Source organism: Pandoraea sp. B-6 (genome assembly GCF_000282835.1).
Taxonomy (GTDB): Bacteria; Pseudomonadota; Gammaproteobacteria; order Burkholderiales; family Burkholderiaceae; genus Pandoraea; species Pandoraea cepalis.
In genome coordinates this window covers 13,862-29,439 of record NZ_KB290530.1, presented here as the reverse complement: position 1 = coordinate 29,439, position 15,578 = coordinate 13,862, and the positions used below count along the sequence as shown (strand labels likewise).

17 protein-coding genes and 1 riboswitch are annotated in these 15,578 nt (G+C 65.0%); of the genes, 2 read left to right on the top strand and 15 right to left on the bottom strand.

All coding sequences use genetic code 11. The features are described 5' to 3' along the window. Positions 1 to 13 precede the first annotated feature (13 nt). The 4 genes from A985_RS0113890 to A985_RS0113875 all read right to left on the bottom strand — a co-directional run bounded on the left by A985_RS0113890 (position 14) and on the right by A985_RS0113875 (position 3,426). Positions 14 to 373 (bottom strand): phage holin family protein, encoded by a 360-nt coding sequence (locus A985_RS0113890; RefSeq protein ID WP_017234007.1) that lies wholly within the window; start codon positions 371 to 373, stop codon positions 14 to 16. A 173-nt stretch (positions 374 to 546) separates the two neighbouring features. Beyond that, positions 547 to 1,962: an adenosylhomocysteinase gene (gene ahcY, locus A985_RS0113885; RefSeq protein ID WP_017234006.1), complete on the bottom strand. Its 1,416-nt coding sequence runs from the start codon at positions 1,960 to 1,962 to the stop codon at positions 547 to 549. Positions 1,963 to 1,994: 32 nt separating this feature from the next. Continuing rightward, positions 1,995 to 2,120, bottom strand: a riboswitch (S-adenosyl-L-homocysteine riboswitch). 108 nt (positions 2,121 to 2,228) lie between these two features. After that, positions 2,229 to 2,912: an LrgB family protein gene (locus A985_RS0113880; RefSeq protein ID WP_017234005.1), complete on the bottom strand. Its 684-nt coding sequence runs from the start codon at positions 2,910 to 2,912 to the stop codon at positions 2,229 to 2,231. Between the two features lie 70 nt (positions 2,913 to 2,982). Continuing rightward, positions 2,983 to 3,426: a CidA/LrgA family protein gene (locus tag A985_RS0113875; RefSeq protein ID WP_017234004.1), complete on the bottom strand. Its 444-nt coding sequence runs from the start codon at positions 3,424 to 3,426 to the stop codon at positions 2,983 to 2,985. Positions 3,427 to 3,622: 196 nt separating this feature from the next. On the opposite strand from A985_RS0113875, the gene A985_RS0113870 reads away from it, so the two are divergent. Then, positions 3,623 to 4,567, top strand: a complete 945-nt coding sequence (locus tag A985_RS0113870) for a LysR family transcriptional regulator (protein WP_017234003.1) — start codon at positions 3,623 to 3,625, stop codon at positions 4,565 to 4,567. Positions 4,568 to 4,660: 93 nt separating this feature from the next. Next, entirely contained in the window at positions 4,661 to 5,434 is a 774-nt protein-coding gene (locus A985_RS0113865; protein WP_039830358.1) for an exodeoxyribonuclease III, read from the top strand. A gap of 88 nt (positions 5,435 to 5,522) precedes the next feature. On the opposite strand, the gene A985_RS25515 is transcribed toward A985_RS0113865, so the two are convergent. The 11 genes from A985_RS25515 to A985_RS29265 form a co-directional block, all read right to left on the bottom strand. Beyond that, on the bottom strand, positions 5,523 to 6,818 hold the full coding sequence (locus tag A985_RS25515; protein WP_017234001.1) for an AmpG family muropeptide MFS transporter: 1,296 nt from the start codon (positions 6,816 to 6,818) through the stop codon (positions 5,523 to 5,525). A 106-nt stretch (positions 6,819 to 6,924) separates the two neighbouring features. Then, complete coding sequence (gene metW / locus A985_RS0113855) at positions 6,925 to 7,587, bottom strand: methionine biosynthesis protein MetW (RefSeq protein WP_017234000.1); 663 nt, start codon at positions 7,585 to 7,587, stop codon at positions 6,925 to 6,927. After that, positions 7,584 to 8,765: a homoserine O-acetyltransferase gene (locus A985_RS0113850; protein WP_017233999.1), complete on the bottom strand. Its 1,182-nt coding sequence runs from the start codon at positions 8,763 to 8,765 to the stop codon at positions 7,584 to 7,586. The genes metW and A985_RS0113850 overlap by 4 nt, the downstream gene beginning before the upstream one ends. Positions 8,766 to 9,076: 311 nt before the next feature. Beyond that, a complete protein-coding gene (slmA, locus tag A985_RS0113845; protein WP_017233998.1) occupies positions 9,077 to 9,733 on the bottom strand; it encodes a nucleoid occlusion factor SlmA in 657 nt (218 codons plus the stop codon). 10 nt (positions 9,734 to 9,743) lie between these two features. Further along, positions 9,744 to 10,547 (bottom strand): HAD-IA family hydrolase, encoded by an 804-nt coding sequence (locus A985_RS0113840; protein ID WP_017233997.1) that lies wholly within the window; start codon positions 10,545 to 10,547, stop codon positions 9,744 to 9,746. Between the two features lie 270 nt (positions 10,548 to 10,817). Further along, entirely contained in the window at positions 10,818 to 11,897 is a 1,080-nt protein-coding gene (locus A985_RS0113835; protein ID WP_369751577.1) for a porin, read from the bottom strand. 195 nt (positions 11,898 to 12,092) lie between these two features. Next, positions 12,093 to 12,575 carry a nuclear transport factor 2 family protein gene (locus A985_RS0113830; protein ID WP_017233995.1) on the bottom strand — a complete coding sequence of 161 codons (483 nt, stop codon included), beginning with the start codon at positions 12,573 to 12,575 and terminating at the stop codon, positions 12,093 to 12,095. Further along, a complete protein-coding gene (locus A985_RS0113825) occupies positions 12,572 to 13,327 on the bottom strand; it encodes an alpha/beta fold hydrolase (protein ID WP_017233994.1) in 756 nt (251 codons plus the stop codon). Before A985_RS0113825 ends, A985_RS0113830 begins: the two co-directional genes overlap by 4 nt. Next, a complete protein-coding gene (locus A985_RS0113820) occupies positions 13,324 to 14,442 on the bottom strand; it encodes a 4-oxalomesaconate tautomerase (RefSeq protein WP_017233993.1) in 1,119 nt (372 codons plus the stop codon). The genes A985_RS0113825 and A985_RS0113820 overlap by 4 nt, the downstream gene beginning before the upstream one ends. 10 nt (positions 14,443 to 14,452) lie before the next feature. Next, positions 14,453 to 15,157 carry a 4-carboxy-4-hydroxy-2-oxoadipate aldolase/oxaloacetate decarboxylase gene (locus tag A985_RS0113815; RefSeq protein WP_017233992.1) on the bottom strand — a complete coding sequence of 235 codons (705 nt, stop codon included), beginning with the start codon at positions 15,155 to 15,157 and terminating at the stop codon, positions 14,453 to 14,455. Then, on the bottom strand, positions 15,154 to 15,578 hold a 425-nt coding region (locus A985_RS29265; protein ID WP_369751576.1), incomplete at its 5' end, for a PIG-L deacetylase family protein. The genes A985_RS0113815 and A985_RS29265, both read right to left, overlap by 4 nt.

Genomic DNA, 15,578 nt, shown 5'->3' with positions numbered 1-15,578 from the left:
GACGCGTCGACCGTTACACGTTGGTAGCGCGGTCGCCGCCGAACACCAGCGCCGACAGAATCCACGAGATCAGGCTATACAGCAGCGAGCCGAAGAGCGCCGCCCAGAAGCCCGAGACTTCAAAGCCCTTGACGACATGCGCCGCCAGCCAGAACAACAGCGCATTGATCACGAAGATGAACAACCCGAGCGTGAGCACCGTGACCGGCAACGTCAGCACGACGAGCAACGGCCGGAGAAACGCGTTGATCAGGCCGAGCACGATCGCAACGACCAGGGCCGTCCCGATGCCCTTGAGCTGAATGCCCGACACAACGTGCGGCAAAACGAGAAGTGCAATGGCATTGATGAGCCAAATCAGCAGCAGACGCATGGCAAGCTCCGAAGGACAGGCCGGTGCGGGAGGTCGTTCCCGGCACCGGCAGTGACAAAAACCAACGCGGCGCACGATGTCGCCGCGCGAAACCGTTGCCCGTCACCCGTGCCTTGCAGCGCACCGGCGACGGTCGGTAAGACACGTTATTGATCGGTAGCGATCGCGACCGATCAATAACGGTAATGCGCCGGCTTGAACGGACCGTTCTTGTCGACGCTGATGTAGTTCGCCTGATCGTCGGTGAGCACCGTCAGTTCGGCGCCGATACGTCCCAGGTGCAGGCGCGCGACCTTCTCGTCCAAATGCTTCGGCAGCACGTACACGCTGTTCTTGTACTTGTCGCCATGCACGAACAATTCGATCTGCGCGAGCGTCTGATTGGTGAACGAGTTGCTCATCACGAACGACGGGTGGCCCGTGGCGCAGCCCAGGTTCACGAGGCGGCCTTCCGCCAGCAGGATGATGCGCTTGCCGTCCGGGAAGATGATGTGATCGACCTGCGGCTTGATGTTTTCCCACTCGTACTTGCGGGTCGACGCCACATTGATTTCCGAATCGAAGTGACCGATGTTGCACACGATGGCCTGGTGCTTCATGGCCGCCATGTGGTCGTGATCGATCACGTGGAAGTTGCCCGTGGCCGTCACGAAGATGTCGGCCTTGTCGGCGGCGTATTCCATCGTCACCACGCGGTAGCCTTCCATCGCGGCCTGCAGCGCGCAGATCGGATCGATTTCCGTGACCCACACCGTGGCGCCCAGACCGCGCAGGCTTTGCGCGCAGCCCTTGCCCACGTCACCGTAGCCCGCCACGAGGGCGATCTTGCCGGCGATCATCACGTCGGTCGCGCGCTTGATACCGTCGACCAGCGACTCGCGGCAGCCGTACAGGTTGTCGAACTTCGACTTGGTGACCGAGTCGTTCACGTTGATGGCCGGGAACGGCAGCGTGCCGTCCTTTTCCATCTGATACAGACGGTGCACGCCCGTGGTGGTTTCTTCGGTCACGCCCTGGATCTGGGCCAGGCGCTTGCTGTACCACTGCGGATCGATGGCGATGTGGCGCTTGATCGACGCATACAGCGCGACTTCTTCCTCGTTGGTCGGGTTGCCGACAACCGACAGATCCTTCTCGGCCTTGCTGCCCAGAATCAGCAGCAGCGTGGCGTCGCCGCCGTCGTCGAGAATCATGTTGGCGAACTCGCCGTTCGGCCATTCGAAGATGCGGTGGCTGTATTCCCAGTATTCGTCGAGCGACTCACCCTTGAAGGCGAACACGGGGATCCCGGCAGCGGCGATGGCCGCCGCGGCGTGATCCTGCGTCGAGAAGATGTTGCACGAGGCCCAGCGCACTTCGGCGCCGAGGGCGATAAGCGTCTCGATGAGCACGCCCGTCTGGATGGTCATGTGCAGCGAGCCGGCGATGCGCGCGCCCTTGAGCGGCTGGCTGGCCTTGAATTCGGCACGCGTGGCCACCAGACCCGGCATCTCGCTCTCGGCGATGGTCAGCTCTTTGCGGCCCCAATCGGCCAATTTGATATCGGCAACATGGAAATCGGAGAATTTTGAATCGACTACGGCGTTCATCACGCCTCCTTTCTCTAAAAGACTAGATAGTTGGGACGTGAGCGCCGTTCTTGGGGCCCACACGCCATGCGCTCCGGAGGTAACCGGCGGCCGGCGGGGCCAATAGGAAGGATCTTGAGCCTGGCAGCACGGTGGCTGTCGCAACGCTCCTCAAGACCCCGGCATTGTAGCAAAACTGATGCGCGCCGTCGGGGCAAGGGCAACGCCCGAAGGGATATTTTTCGAGGGGGAGGCGCGAGCGGCACGGCGCCCGTGCCGACCGGTCGTCAGATGGGCAGATGGGCGAGCAACGGCGCGGCAAAGACCATCACGATGCCGTTGATCATCATGACGAGACTGGCCACGACACCCTCTTCGCTGCCGATCTGGCGCGCCTTGGCGGTGCCGAAGCCGTGGGCCCCCGCGCCGAACGGCGCGCCGCGCGCCATACGGGTGCGCAGCGGCAACCACGACAGCAGCGCCTCGCCGAGCAACATGCCGATAAACCCGGTGATGATGACGAAAAGCCCCACCAGATCGCGCGAGCCGCCGACCTTGTCGGAGACCGCAAGGGCAAACGGTGTCGATATCGACCGGGCGAGCAGGCTGCGCGCCATTTCGGGGGGCAGCTCGAACAGGCGGGCAAGCACGAAGGAGCTTCCCACGGCCACGACCATCGCGACGAGCACGCCGACGATCAGTGCAAAGGCATGCCGGCGAATGATGTCGCGATGCTCATAGATCGGCACGGCAAACGCGATCGTCGTCGGGCCAAGCAGCCACACGAGCCAGCGCGAGTCTGAGATGTACGTCGTGTACGAAATGTCGCCGCCGACCATCACGGCGATGAGCAGGACCGGCGCGAGAATGGCCGGGCCGAGCCACACCTTGCCGAAACGCGCATAGAGACGCTTCGACACGTAATAGAAGACGACCGTGAGAACGAGCAGCAGGAGCGCCGTATGATTCATGGCAAGACCCGGCAAGCGCCAGCAGGATTGGGCGCCGCTGCGACAGCGGCGACTTGGCACACGTCACGCATCAGCGGGCGTCGTGCGCGTGCGCACGGCGAACGAGGGCGCGCTTGAGATGACGCTCGGCGCGGCAGGCCAGATCGACCGCCAACGCCGTCGAGACCATCACGAGCACCGTGCCGACGCCGATCACGGCGAGCAATTGCAGGCCCTCTTGGCGCAGCAGATCGGTGTATTGCATGACGGCCGCGACCATCGGCACGAAGAAGAGAATCATTTCCGCCAGAAACCAGTCGGCACCGCGCTTGATCTTCTCCGTCTTCAGCACACCGCTCATGAGCAGTGCCACCACGGCGAGCAGCCCCAGTACGCCACCCGGCAGCGGGAGATGAAAATGCCGCGATGCAGCATCCGCCACCAGATAGATACCGGTGAGCAGCGCGATCTGCCAAACCACGTCAACCACGCCCTTGCTACGGCGATACATACGGCTGGCAATCATCTTGGTCATGGCGGGCTCCCGGGTGTGGCATCAATATGAGACGGAGTATAGGAAGCACCGCAACATAAATATAATGAATTAGAATTATCAAATCGATTCCAAATTGGAATAATTTAAGTATTAACCCTAATGGTGCGTGAGAAAGCCATACAGGACGGGGCTTTCCCGCCGATCGCACCAAAGCGGTGCAAACGAGAGATCCAAAATGGAACTGCGCGCGTTGCGAGGATTTGTGGAAGTGGTGCGACAGCAGAGCTTCACGGCGGCGGCCGAGGCGCTGTTTGTCACGCAACCGACCGTGAGCAAGATGGTCAAGGCGTTGGAAGACGAGTTGGGTACGCCGCTGATGTTGCGCGAGGAGCGCGGCATGGGGCGCAGGCTCCAATTGACCGATGCGGGACGCGTCGTCTTCGAGCGCGGGCAGGATGTGCTCGCCGCTTACGCGCGCCTGCAGCAGGAGGTGGCCGATCTCGAGACGGTCGCGCGCGGCGAATTGTCGATCGGGATTCCGCCGCTCGGCGGCGACTTGTTCATCCCGGTGATCGGCGCGTTTCATCAGCACTACCCGGATATCGAGATGAAGCTCTTCGAAACCGGCTCGCGTGCCATCGAACAGGCGTTGCTGGCCGGCGACATCGAATTGGGCGCCGTGCTGCTGCCGGTCGATCCCACGATTCTCGACGTGCTGCCCGTGTGCCATTACCCGTTGCGGTTGATTGCACCGCGCGATTCACGCTGGGAAGGCCGCGCTTCCATCGGTCTGGGCGAGTTGCGCGACGAACCGTTTGTCTTTTACGGCGAGGGATTTGCCTTGTCCGAACTGGTCATCACCGCATGTCGTCGCGCGGGCTTCACGCCCAAGATTGCGGGACGCTCCAGCCAGTGGGACTTCATTGCGTCGATGGTGGACAACGGCGTCGGCATCGCCTTGCTGCCCGAGCCCTTCTGCGCGCGGCTCGACCCGAAACGCTTCGTGATCGCGAACGTGCGCGACCCCGAGATTCCGTGGGATCTGGCGATGGCGTGGCGGCGCGACTCGTATCTGTCGCACGCGGCGCGACGCTGGCTCGCGCTCGCGCGCGACCTGCTCGGCCCGGGCGGCGACGGCGAGGCCAAGGCGGCCATCGCCGGCGGCGCCCGGCGGACGTGACATCTGGCCGTCGACCGGCGACCGGCTGGCGATTGCGGTATCCTTGCCGCTGACATTTTCCCCTTGCCGCGTCAGCGCGGCGCATCGACACTCATGCGCATCATTACCGCGAATCTGAACGGCGTGCGATCGGCCGCCAAGAAGGGCTTTTTCGAGTGGTTCGGCAATCAGGACGCCGACATCCTGTGCGTGCAGGAAATCAAGGCGCAGTTGCCGGACATGACAGCGGACTTCCTCACGCCCCACGACTACCAGGGCCACTTCCATTACGCGCAGAAGAAGGGCTACAGCGGCGCGGGCGTCTACGTGCGACGCGAGCCGGACGACGTCGTCGTCGGCTGGGGCAATGCGGAGTTCGATGCCGAGGGCCGCTATGTCGAAGTGCGTTACGGCAACCTGTCGGTCATTTCGGTGTACATCCCGTCGGGCTCGAGTGGTGAGGAACGACAAACCGCCAAGTTCCGCTTCATGGCCGACTTCATGCCGCATCTGCTCGCGCTCAAGGCGGCGGGACGCGAGGTCGTCCTGTGCGGCGACGTGAACATCGCGCACAAGGAAATCGACATCAAGAACTGGAAGGGCAACCTGAAGAACTCAGGCTTCCTGCCAGAAGAGCGCGCCTGGCTCACCCAGTTGTTCGACGACCACGGCTATGTCGACGTCTTCCGCACGCTCGACCCGCGCGCCGATCAATACACGTGGTGGAGCAATCGCGGACAAGCCTATGCGAAGAACGTCGGCTGGCGCATCGACTACCAGATCGCCACGCCCGGCATCGCCGGCAAAGCCAAGACGACCTCCGTGTTTCGCGACATCAAGTTCAGCGACCACGCGCCGCTTACGGTCGACTACGATCACGCGCTGTAATCCAGACGCCCAAGGGGCCGGCACGCTCGTGCCGCGCCCGAGCCATAGCATCACAGCGAAGGCGACGAACGGTGCCGGCCCCTTCGCGTCAGCGCGACCCGCTTGCCGCGGGCACGCCATCGCCGTCGTCATCGTCGGCTCCCCAGGGGGCGACCTTCGGCAAGAGCAGCATGCCCGGCACGGCCAGCACCGTGCAGATGAGGAAGAACGTCACCCAGCCCACGCCGTCGACGATATACCCGGTGCCCGCGTTCGCGAACGTGCGTGGCACCGACGCCAGACTCGTGAACAGCGCGAACTGCGTCGCCGTGTAACGCGGGTCGGTGGTACGGGCAATGTAGGCGGTAAACGCCGCCGTGCCCAACCCGGCCGTGAACGCTTCGAAGGCGATCACCGCGCCCAGCCCCGTGACGACCGGCCCTGCCTTCGCCAGCCACGCGAAGCCCAGCACCGACACCAGTTGCAGCACGCCGAACACCCATAGCCCACGGTTGATGCCAAGTTTGATCAGCCAAACCCCGCCGATGATGCCCCCCGCCACGCTCGCCCACAGGCTCGTCGCCTTGGCGACCACGCCGATCTGCGTCTTCGTGAATCCCAGATCCAGGTAGAACGACGTGGCCAGCGACGTCGCCATCGAATCGCCCAACTTGTAGAGAAAGATAAACGCGAGCACCAACAGCGCCTTTGCCCAGCCGCCGCGCGTGACGAACTCGTGGAACGGCTCGACCACCGCCTCGCGCAGCGTCTTCGGCGGCGTACCGCGAATCGCCGGCTCCTTGACGACGAGCGTCATCACGATGCCCGGCAGCATGAACGCCGCCGTCGCGAAGAACACCTGCGACCACGGCAGATGATCGGCCATGATGAGGGCCAGGGACCCCGGCACGAGTCCCGCCACCTTGTAGGCATTCACGTGCATCGCCGTGCCGAGCCCCTGCTCGCGGTCGGACAGCAACTCGCGCCGATAGGCATCCAGGGAAATGTCCAGACTGGCGCTGAAGAACGCCAGCGCGGCCGCGAGCGCGGCAATCGTCATCAGGTCGCGCTGCGGCGAATACGTTCCCATGAGCGCCACCACACCGGCCACCAGCAGTTGCGTGACGAACATCCAGCCGCGTCGCCGTCCCGGCTTCCATCCGAACACGTTGGGCGCGAAGCGATCCATGAGCGGCGCCCACAGGAACTTCCACGTGTACGGAAACTGGATGAGGGCGAACAGGCCGATGGCCTTGAGGTCCACGTGCTCGCTGCGCAGCCACGCCTGCACCAGGTTGAGCAGGATGAACAGCGGCAAGCCGGAGGTGAAACCGAGAATCACGCAGATGAGCATCCGCGTGGGGTGGAAGACGCGCCCGTCGTCGGGCGGCAGCGAATCGGTCATGGAAAGGACAGTTGGGGCCAGCCGCCCGCGGTGCACGGCACCCGGCCCCCTTTGCCTTCACCCGCCAGGGGCCCGGCGCTTCGCTGCCCCGTTAGCTGCCGTCGGTTCAGGAACGCTTGACGCGATAGACCGCAAGACTACCACGCCAGTTCGCGCCCACGGACACGAGTCGCCCGTTATGCAGCACGGCCCGATCGAGAATCTGCACACCGACGTCCGGGGCCAACGCCTCGAAGTCCTTGATGGTCAGCACGCGCACGTTCGGCGTGTTATGCCACTGGAACGGCAGGCTCTTCGACACCGGCATGCGTCCCTGCAACACCGACAGCCGGTGCGGCCAATAACCAAAATTCGGGAACGACACGATCGCTTCGCGGCCGACCCGCACGGTCTCGCGCAGAATGTCCGCCGTGCGGTGAAGCGTCTGCAAGGTCTGCGACAGAATGACCGTATCGAAGCTCTGATCCTCAAAGAGCTTCAGCCCGTCTTCCATGTTTTGCTGGATGACGTTGATGCCGCGCTGCGCCGAGGCCAGCACGCCAGCGTCGTCGATCTCTACGCCGTAACCGCTCACGTCGAGTTCGTCGATCAGCAAACGCAGCAGCGAGCCGTCGCTGCACCCGAGGTCGAGCACCTGCGACGACGGTTCGATCCATCGCGCGATCACCCGGAAATCGGGCCGCTCGGCCAGCGACGCCGCAATACGGCCCCGCGACGCCGCGAGCGCCGCCGCCTGGGCGCTGTTCACCGGTACCGTGGACTGACTCATACCCCGACCTCCTGGGCGATACGTTCGTAGTAGGCGCGCACCAGGTTGTGATAGCGCGCATCGGTGAGCAGGAAGGCGTCGTGCCCGTGCGGCGCGTCGATCTCGGCGTAGCTCACGGTACGGCGCGTGTCGAGCAGCGCCTTGACGATCTCGCGCGAGCGCGCGGGCGCGAAACGCCAATCGGTCGCGAACGACACAATCAGGTACTTGGCCGTGGTGTGCGACAACGCCTTCGCCAGATCGCCGCCCACGGTGCGGGCCGGGTCGAAATAATCGAGCGCGCGCGTGATCAGCAGATAGGTGTTGGCGTCGAAGTACTCGGCGAATTTGTCGCCCTGATAGCGCAGGTACGACTCCACCTCAAACTCCACGTCGAAGCTGAAGCGATAGCCTTCGTCCTGCGCGTTGCCGTCGCCCTTTACGCCGTCGGCCATCACCTCGGCACGGCGCAGCGCGCGGCCGAACTTGGTCGCCATGTCCTCGTCGGACAGATAGGTGATGTGGCCGATCATGCGCGCCACGCGCAGACCGCGACGCGGCACCACGCCATGCGCGTAATAGTTGCCACCGTAGAAGTCCGGATCGGAAAGGATGGCCGAGCGCGCCACTTCGTTGAAGGCGATGTTCTGCGCCGAGAGCTTCGGTGTGGAGGCGATCACCAGACAATGCCCAATGCGCTCCGGATACATGATGCTCCACGCCAACGCCTGCATGCCGCCGAGACTGCCGCCCATCACCGCCGCGAACTTGTGGATGCCGAACGCATCGGCGACGCGCGCCTGCGCATTGACCCAGTCTTCGACGGTCACGACGGGGAAGCGGGCGCCGTACGGTGTGCCTGTGGCTGGGTCGAGACTCATCGGCCCGGTCGAGCCGAAGCACGAGCCGAGGTTGTTCACGCCGATGACGAAGAAGCGATTCGTGTCGAGCGGCTTGCCGGGCCCGACCATGTTGTCCCACCAGCCGATGTCCTTGGGATTGTCAGCGGCGATACCGGCCACGTGATGCGACGCATTGAGCGCGTGACACACCAGCACCGCATTGCTGCGATCGGCGTTCAATTCACCGTAGGTCTCGACCATCAGGTCGTAGCCGGCGAGCATGCTGCCGTTCTGCAGTGCCAGCGGCTCAGCGAAGTGCATCCGCTGCGGTGTGACGATTCCGATTGAAGATTCCATAACTCCCTTTCCGAAACATGCCGGGGCCAGCGCCCCAGTCGACAAGGGTCGACGGACGGCGTCCTGAAGCGTTCTGTGCGGGAAAAGGGGTCGACGGAAAAACGGCGGCGTGCGCGCACGACCTCTTTAGCCGCATTTTTAATGAATGCCCTCTGCCGGGAAGCCCCCTGTCAGAGTCATTCGCGCGCCCGCAAGCGAGTCACCAAATCGGCGCGCCAATCATCGCGTCAAAGCCTGTCAAACGTACGTCGGCCTCGGCGCGGGAAGCAAAAGTATAACGTAATCCGCGCCGTCGGCGCAGACCCGGGATCTTAGCGCAGGAGCGCGGCGATCTGGGGCTCGGCCCCCTCGACCGGCGAGCGCTTGAAGCCGCTCTTGGCGAAGCGATGCCAGCGGCCGAGCACGTAAGACACGAGCAGGTTGGCGCGCGAGTTGGCATCGAACGTCTCCGGCAGCGTGCCCTGTGCACACGCCAGACGCAACACCTGGCGCAGCGAGGCCTCGATGCGGTCGAGCAACTGGTTCATGCGCTCCTGCAAGCGCTCGTGTTCGCCGACCAGCGCTTCGCCGGTCAGCACGCGCGTCATGCCGGGGTTCTTCTCTGCGAACCCGAGCAGCATCAGCACGATGGCGCGTGCTTGCGTCACGCCGTCCTGATCCTGCGCGGAGATCTGGTTGATCAAACCGAAGATGGTCTGTTCGATGAACTCGATCAGACCCTCGAACATCTGGGCCTTGCTCGCGAAGTGGCGATAGAGCGCCGCTTCGGAAACGTCGAGACGCGCGGCGAGCGCGGCCGTGGTGATCTTTTCGCCCTTGGGCGTCTCGAGCATGGCGGCGAGGGTCTGCAACACCTGCACCCGGCGCTCACCCGGCTTGGGGCGGGTTGTCTTCACTGGCGCGGGCACGGCCTCAAGCGCATCGGCGGCGCCGTAACCGGCACCGCTCGAAGAGTTTTCCTGCTGCATCGTCTGGTCGTTATCGGTAGGTATTTTTGGGTCGGGCGGCTCGGGCTGCGCGTCTCGCACCGGCCCCGGTCGCAAGGCGCGCCCGTAACTCGCGCAGAGATTGTACTTTGATATCCACGTAGTGTGGGCGCCCACTGCGCGGCATGGCATCGCCAAGACTGTTTCTGGCCGGCAGATGCCCCGTGATCCAGACCGTCTTGATACCGAAATGCCGGAGGTGCTTGAGGTGGGAGCGCGTGTCTTCGACCAGCCACGTCCGATACGGCGCGAGGCCCTCGCGCACCAGCAGACGACGCAACATGATCGCGTCCGGTTTGGCGCGCCAGGCCCGGCGGTCCGCCATGTCCTCGATGCTCACGCAGCGCTCGAAATGTCGGCGAATGCCCAGCGCCTCGACAATCGGCAGGGCGTAATGCGCGGGCGCATTGGTCAGGAGAATTTTGCGCCCGGGCAGGCCGGCGAGCAGGCGGGCGATCCCGCGCTCGGCGCGCAGCACCTCGACCAGCGGCGGCAGCTCGTGCACGCGCGCCAGAAACTCATGTGGATCGATGGCGTGATGCTTGATGAGGCCCAGCAGCACGGCCCCATACTTCGCCGTGTAGTCGGTACGCAGACGATTGGCTTCGTCGGGCGGCAGCCCCAGCTTCTCGACGATATAGGCCGTCATCGCGCGATTGATGCGCGGAAAGATCGCGTGCGACGCGCGATGCAGCGTGTTGTCCAGATCGAACAGCCAGACCGGACCGCGCGTGCCGTGTTCGCTGCGGGCGCGGGGCGCCCGGCGTCGCCGGCTCAGAACGTGAGAAGAAGACACGAAGATAGCGGATTCATGCGAGGAGATACGGGGAGATGGCTGCCGCGCCCCGACAGCCACCCTTCCTGTCGCAGAACACATTGCCGCCATGGCTAGGCACGATGCTAGCGCGTGAATCCCGCTTTGACAAACCTCGGGGCGCAGCACCGCATCACGTGGGGATCGCCCCCCCGGACGATCCCCACGCCTGAACGACACGCGATGCTGCGCGATCTGGCCGTTGTCATGGCGCCTCGATGACGTCTTTCGCGTCATCGCCAGCGCCACCGATCAGAACGTGTGCTGAATGCCCAGCATCGTGCCGAACTGATTACCGCCCGTGGCAACCGAGCCGCCTGCGGCAATCGCCACCGCGCCGTTTTGGCTGTTTGCCACCCAGCCGACCAGGCCATACAGCGACGTGCGCTTCGAGAGCGAGTACGAGGCGCGGCCGATGAGCATCGTCGCGTTGGCACGGCTCTTCAACTGGTAGCGAATGGCCTGCGCGTCGAACGCCCACGTGATCGTCGGCAGATAGCTCACGCCGATGAAGTAGATGTCCGAGCGCAGCGAGGCGGCATCGGCGCTCACGTTACGGTGAATCCAGCCACCGCCCACGCGTCCCGTCGACCATTTGTAGTACGCGTTGATGACCGAGTGCGAGTCGGTGTAACGCGAGCTGGTCAGCGGGGCCGCGGCGCCCGTGTTGCCGCGCATCTGGTCGTACGATGCCGAAATGCCGAAGTTCTGGTAGTCGTAGCCGATCAGGCCCGTGAACTGCTTGCAGGCCTGGTAGTTGCCGGCGACGTTGCCCGCGCAGTTCGTGGCCGACGGACCGCCGGCGGACGAGCCATCGCGCCCGAAGCTATACGTCGCGCCGAGCGTCACGCCGGAGAATTTACCCATGTAGCCGACCGCGCTGTCGCTACGTGCGCTGGCGATGTACGGATCGACGCTGGCCAGCGAGAAGATCGACGGTCCGATCACGTCGGCGTTGCCGGTCACGTAGAACGTCATGTTGTTCTGACGGCCGAGGAGCACCGTGCCCCAATCGCCCGACAGACCGACGTTCGCCTGACGGCCGAACAGACGTCCGCCGTAGTTCAGGTTGCCGGTGCCCGGCTGGAAGCCGCTTTCCAACGTGAAGACGGCTTTCAGGCCGCCGCCCAGATCTTCCACGCCCTTGAAGCCGAAGCGCGACGGCACCTTGCCCGTGAGGGTCGGCTCGCCGATGAAGCTACCGCCCGTGGCGGCGTTGTTGTAGTAGGCGATGCCGGTATCGACGATCCCGTACAGCGTCACGTTGCTTTGTGCGTGCGCCAGGCCCGCCCCCAGCAGCAGGCCAGCGGCCAATGCATGTTTCACTTTCACTTCTGTCCCCTTGTTTTTGAAATACACAGCAACTACAGACTTCAACCTCCGGACCGTTGGCAACCTCGCCGGCCCAGTCTTTTGCAAGACGGCATGCTGGCCGCCTCGGGTACTGCCCTTGGAACCACCGCCCTGACTGCGCCCTCGGCCGGGTTCAAGTGCAGGGATGGCGCGACGTGCGATGCTGTTTTTTCCTCACGCCTCGCGTACGAAAGCGAAACGCGCTTCGCGGCGGGCAATGCGCCAACCCTGCGCGGTCCGCACGAACGTGTCTTCGAACTCCCCCATGACCTGCCGGCCCTGTGCCGGACGTCCGAATGGCCCCGGCACATCGTGTGCCGAGCCGCTCCAGAGCAACACCGTGCTGCTGCCGATTGCGCGCGTCGGCGACGTGACATCGATCAGCACGTTGCCTACGAGATGCCGCGTGAGCCGATCCACTGGACGCTGCGCATAGGCAGCCGCAATGGCGACGGGGCCAATGAGCGCGTCGCCGTTGGGGCGCACGAGCACCCCCGCCTCGGCAAACAGCGCGGCGAGTCCCTGCGCGTCGCGCCGGTCGTTGCAGGCGACGAAGCGCATCACCAGGTCGTGGCAAGCCTGTTTGGCCAGCAGGGCGTCGAGCGATTGCGGGTCGACGCCGGGCGTCAGGTCCTGATCGGCGGCATCGTTCGTCATGCGTCGCGCCCCTCGGTGGGTGCGATGTCCAACGCGGGCCGTGCCAGCCAGGTCCGCATGGCCTGCGCCACTTCCTGCGGGCGCTCCATCGGACTCATATGGCCACTGTGTTCTATGACGTGCAGCACGCTCCCCGGGATGAGCCCCGCCATCACTTCGTGGCGCGCGAGCGGGCTCCATGTGTCCTGCCGGGCGCACAACACGAGCGTCGGACAGCGAACGCCGCCCAGCAGCGACGTTGCATCCGGTCGACCGAGCAATGCATGAATCTGGGCGGCAAACTGATCGGGGTGGCTGCGCTCGATCATGTCGAGAATCGCGCCGAACAGCGGCGTGCCGATCTGGTCGGGATGCACCATCCCGGTCGCCCATACCTGCCCCATCGCCCGCATGCCGGCTTCGCGCGCGCGAGCGAGCAAGGCGGCGCGTCCGGCACGTTCCTTCTCGGCCGCCTCGCCGTCGGGCAGCGCCTGATAACCCGTGTCGAGCAGCGCAAGATGCGTGACGCGATGCGGTGCGCGGCGCACCACCTCCAGCGCCACGCGTCCGCCCATCGAGTGCCCTGCGAGGGCGAAGCATGGCGCGGCGGTACTTGCCAACACGTGATCGGCCATCGCGTCGATGGTGTCGAGCATGCCCCACGTGGGAACGCGGCAATCGTATTGCGGCAGCGCTGCCGCCGTGGCCGCCCAGGCCACGTGATCGCAAAGCAAGCCGGGGAGCAGGAGCAACGGGGAACGTTCGACACTCATGGTTTTCCTCCCTGCGGCCAAGCACGATTCGGTATGCACACCTCGCCGTCGAAGAGCCAGCGCGCCGTGCGCAGCAGGCCGGCGCCGGCGACGTCCGGCGCGCCGTCGGCATCGACGCCGAGCGCGAGGCGCACGGTGAATTCGCCCGTCGGGTGTTCGATGGCGAGCAGCGGCGCGTCGTCGTCCGGCACCACGGCCATCGCGTGGCAAACGGTGCCCGGCAGCGCGGCAGCCGTCGCCACGCTCACTGCCGCCAACACGCCGATGGACGAGTGGCAACGATGTGGGATGAAACAACGTGTCGCGAGGGCGCCACCGGCCTTCGGCGGCGCGACGAGACACATCTTGGGCACCGTGCGCGAACGCACGTCGCCAAGATGCATGCGCGGGCCGACGGCCAGTCGAATGGCCTCGATCCGGTCGCGCATCGTCTGAAACGCTGGCGCCGAGTCGAGCTGCTCGCAAGACTCAGCGCCAGTGATGCCCAGGTCCGCCGCGCGCAGGAGCACGAGCGGCATGCCGTTGTCGATGCATGTCACCGTGATGCCGTCCACGACGTCCTGACGCTGCCCCGTCGGGAACAGCGCACCGCAGGAGGAACCTGCCGTATCGCGAAACATCAACGGAATCGGGGCAGCCGTGCCCGGCACACCGTCGATGGCCACGTCGCCGTCGTACTTCACCACGCCGCGCGGGGTCTGCACGGTGGCCACCGCCACCTGCCCCGTATTGAGCATGTGAATGCCGACGTCCGTCACGTCACCCGGTGCGCTCACGAGCCCCCGCTCGATCGCGAACGGCCCCACCCCGGCGAGCAGGTTGCCGCAGTTCTGTCCGTAGTCGACACGCGCTTCATCGACCACGACCTGGGCAAATAGATAGTCCACGTCGGCGTCGGGCCGCGTGGCGCGCGAGACGATGGCGACCTTGCTCGTGAGCGGATTCGCACCGCCCATGCCGTCGATCTGACGTGCATCGGGCGAGCCCATCGCCGCGAGCAGCACGGCGTCGCGCGCGGCGCCCTGCTCAGGCAAATCCTCGGCGAGGAAGTACAACCCCTTCGAGGTGCCGCCCCGCATGACGGCCGCCCGGATACGCGTTTGCGAATGCGTCACGTCGCGGTCCTCATTCGCCTTGCAGCTCGTCGAGCGAATCGACGTAGCGCAAGCCCTTCGCGGCAAGGCGTTCGCGCATCTTGTAATAGTCGAGCCCCAGCGTGCCGCCCGCGAGCACACCGCGCTTGTAGGCTTCGTCGGCACCGCGTGCGGCCGCCGCCTTGGCCACGGCCTCGGCGTTCGCGAACGGCACCACGACCACGCCGTCGTCGTCCGCGACGATCACGTCGCCCGGGTTCACGATCTGATGGGCGCACACGACCGGCACGTTCACCGAGCCGAGCGTCTCCTTGACCGTGCCCTGTGACGAGATGGCCTTCGACCACACCGGAAACCGCATGTCGGTGAGCGTGCCGATGTCGCGACAGCCCGCATCGATAACGAGGCCGGCGACACCGCGCGCCTTCATCGACGTGGCGAGCAGGTCGCCGAAGTAGCCGTCGTCGCAAGGCGACGTCACGCCAACCACAACGATGTCGCCCGGCTGCGCCTGCTCCACGGCAACGTGCAGCATCCAGTTGTCCGAGGGCGGCGCGAGCACCGTGACCGCACTGCCGGCCACCGCAGCGCCGGCGTAGATCGGGCGCAGATAGGTGGCCATCAGGCCGAGCCGGCTCTGCGCTTCGTGCACCGTGGCACTGCCTGCGCTGCGCAGCACGTCGAGCGTGGCGGCGTCGACACGGGGAATTTGACGAACGACGACGCCGCGGATCATGACAGTTGCTCCGTCACGACCGGCGTGAGGCGCATGAGCCCCTCTGCGTACTTGATGTCGCGCGCGGCGGCGATGCCGATGTTGCGCTTGGCCTGCACGCCGCGTTGCAACGCCACGCGCGTGTAGTAATCCCACAAGTGCTCCTGCCCCGCCATGCACTCGATGGCGGCACGCTTCGTGTCCCACACCGGCGTGATGTCGACGAAGGTGTTCGGGATCCATTCGCACTGCTCGGTCTGATGCGGCTCGAACGCGAGCACGGCGGGAGCGCCGATAATCTTTGCGCCCGGCTTGTGGCCCTCGGCCTGCGCAATGACGCGGGCTTCCTGCGTGACGTGCATCGCGAGCGGATGATCGAAGTTATACGGATCCTTCTCCGAGTGGCTCAGCACGAACGACGGTTGCAGCTCGCGATAGATGT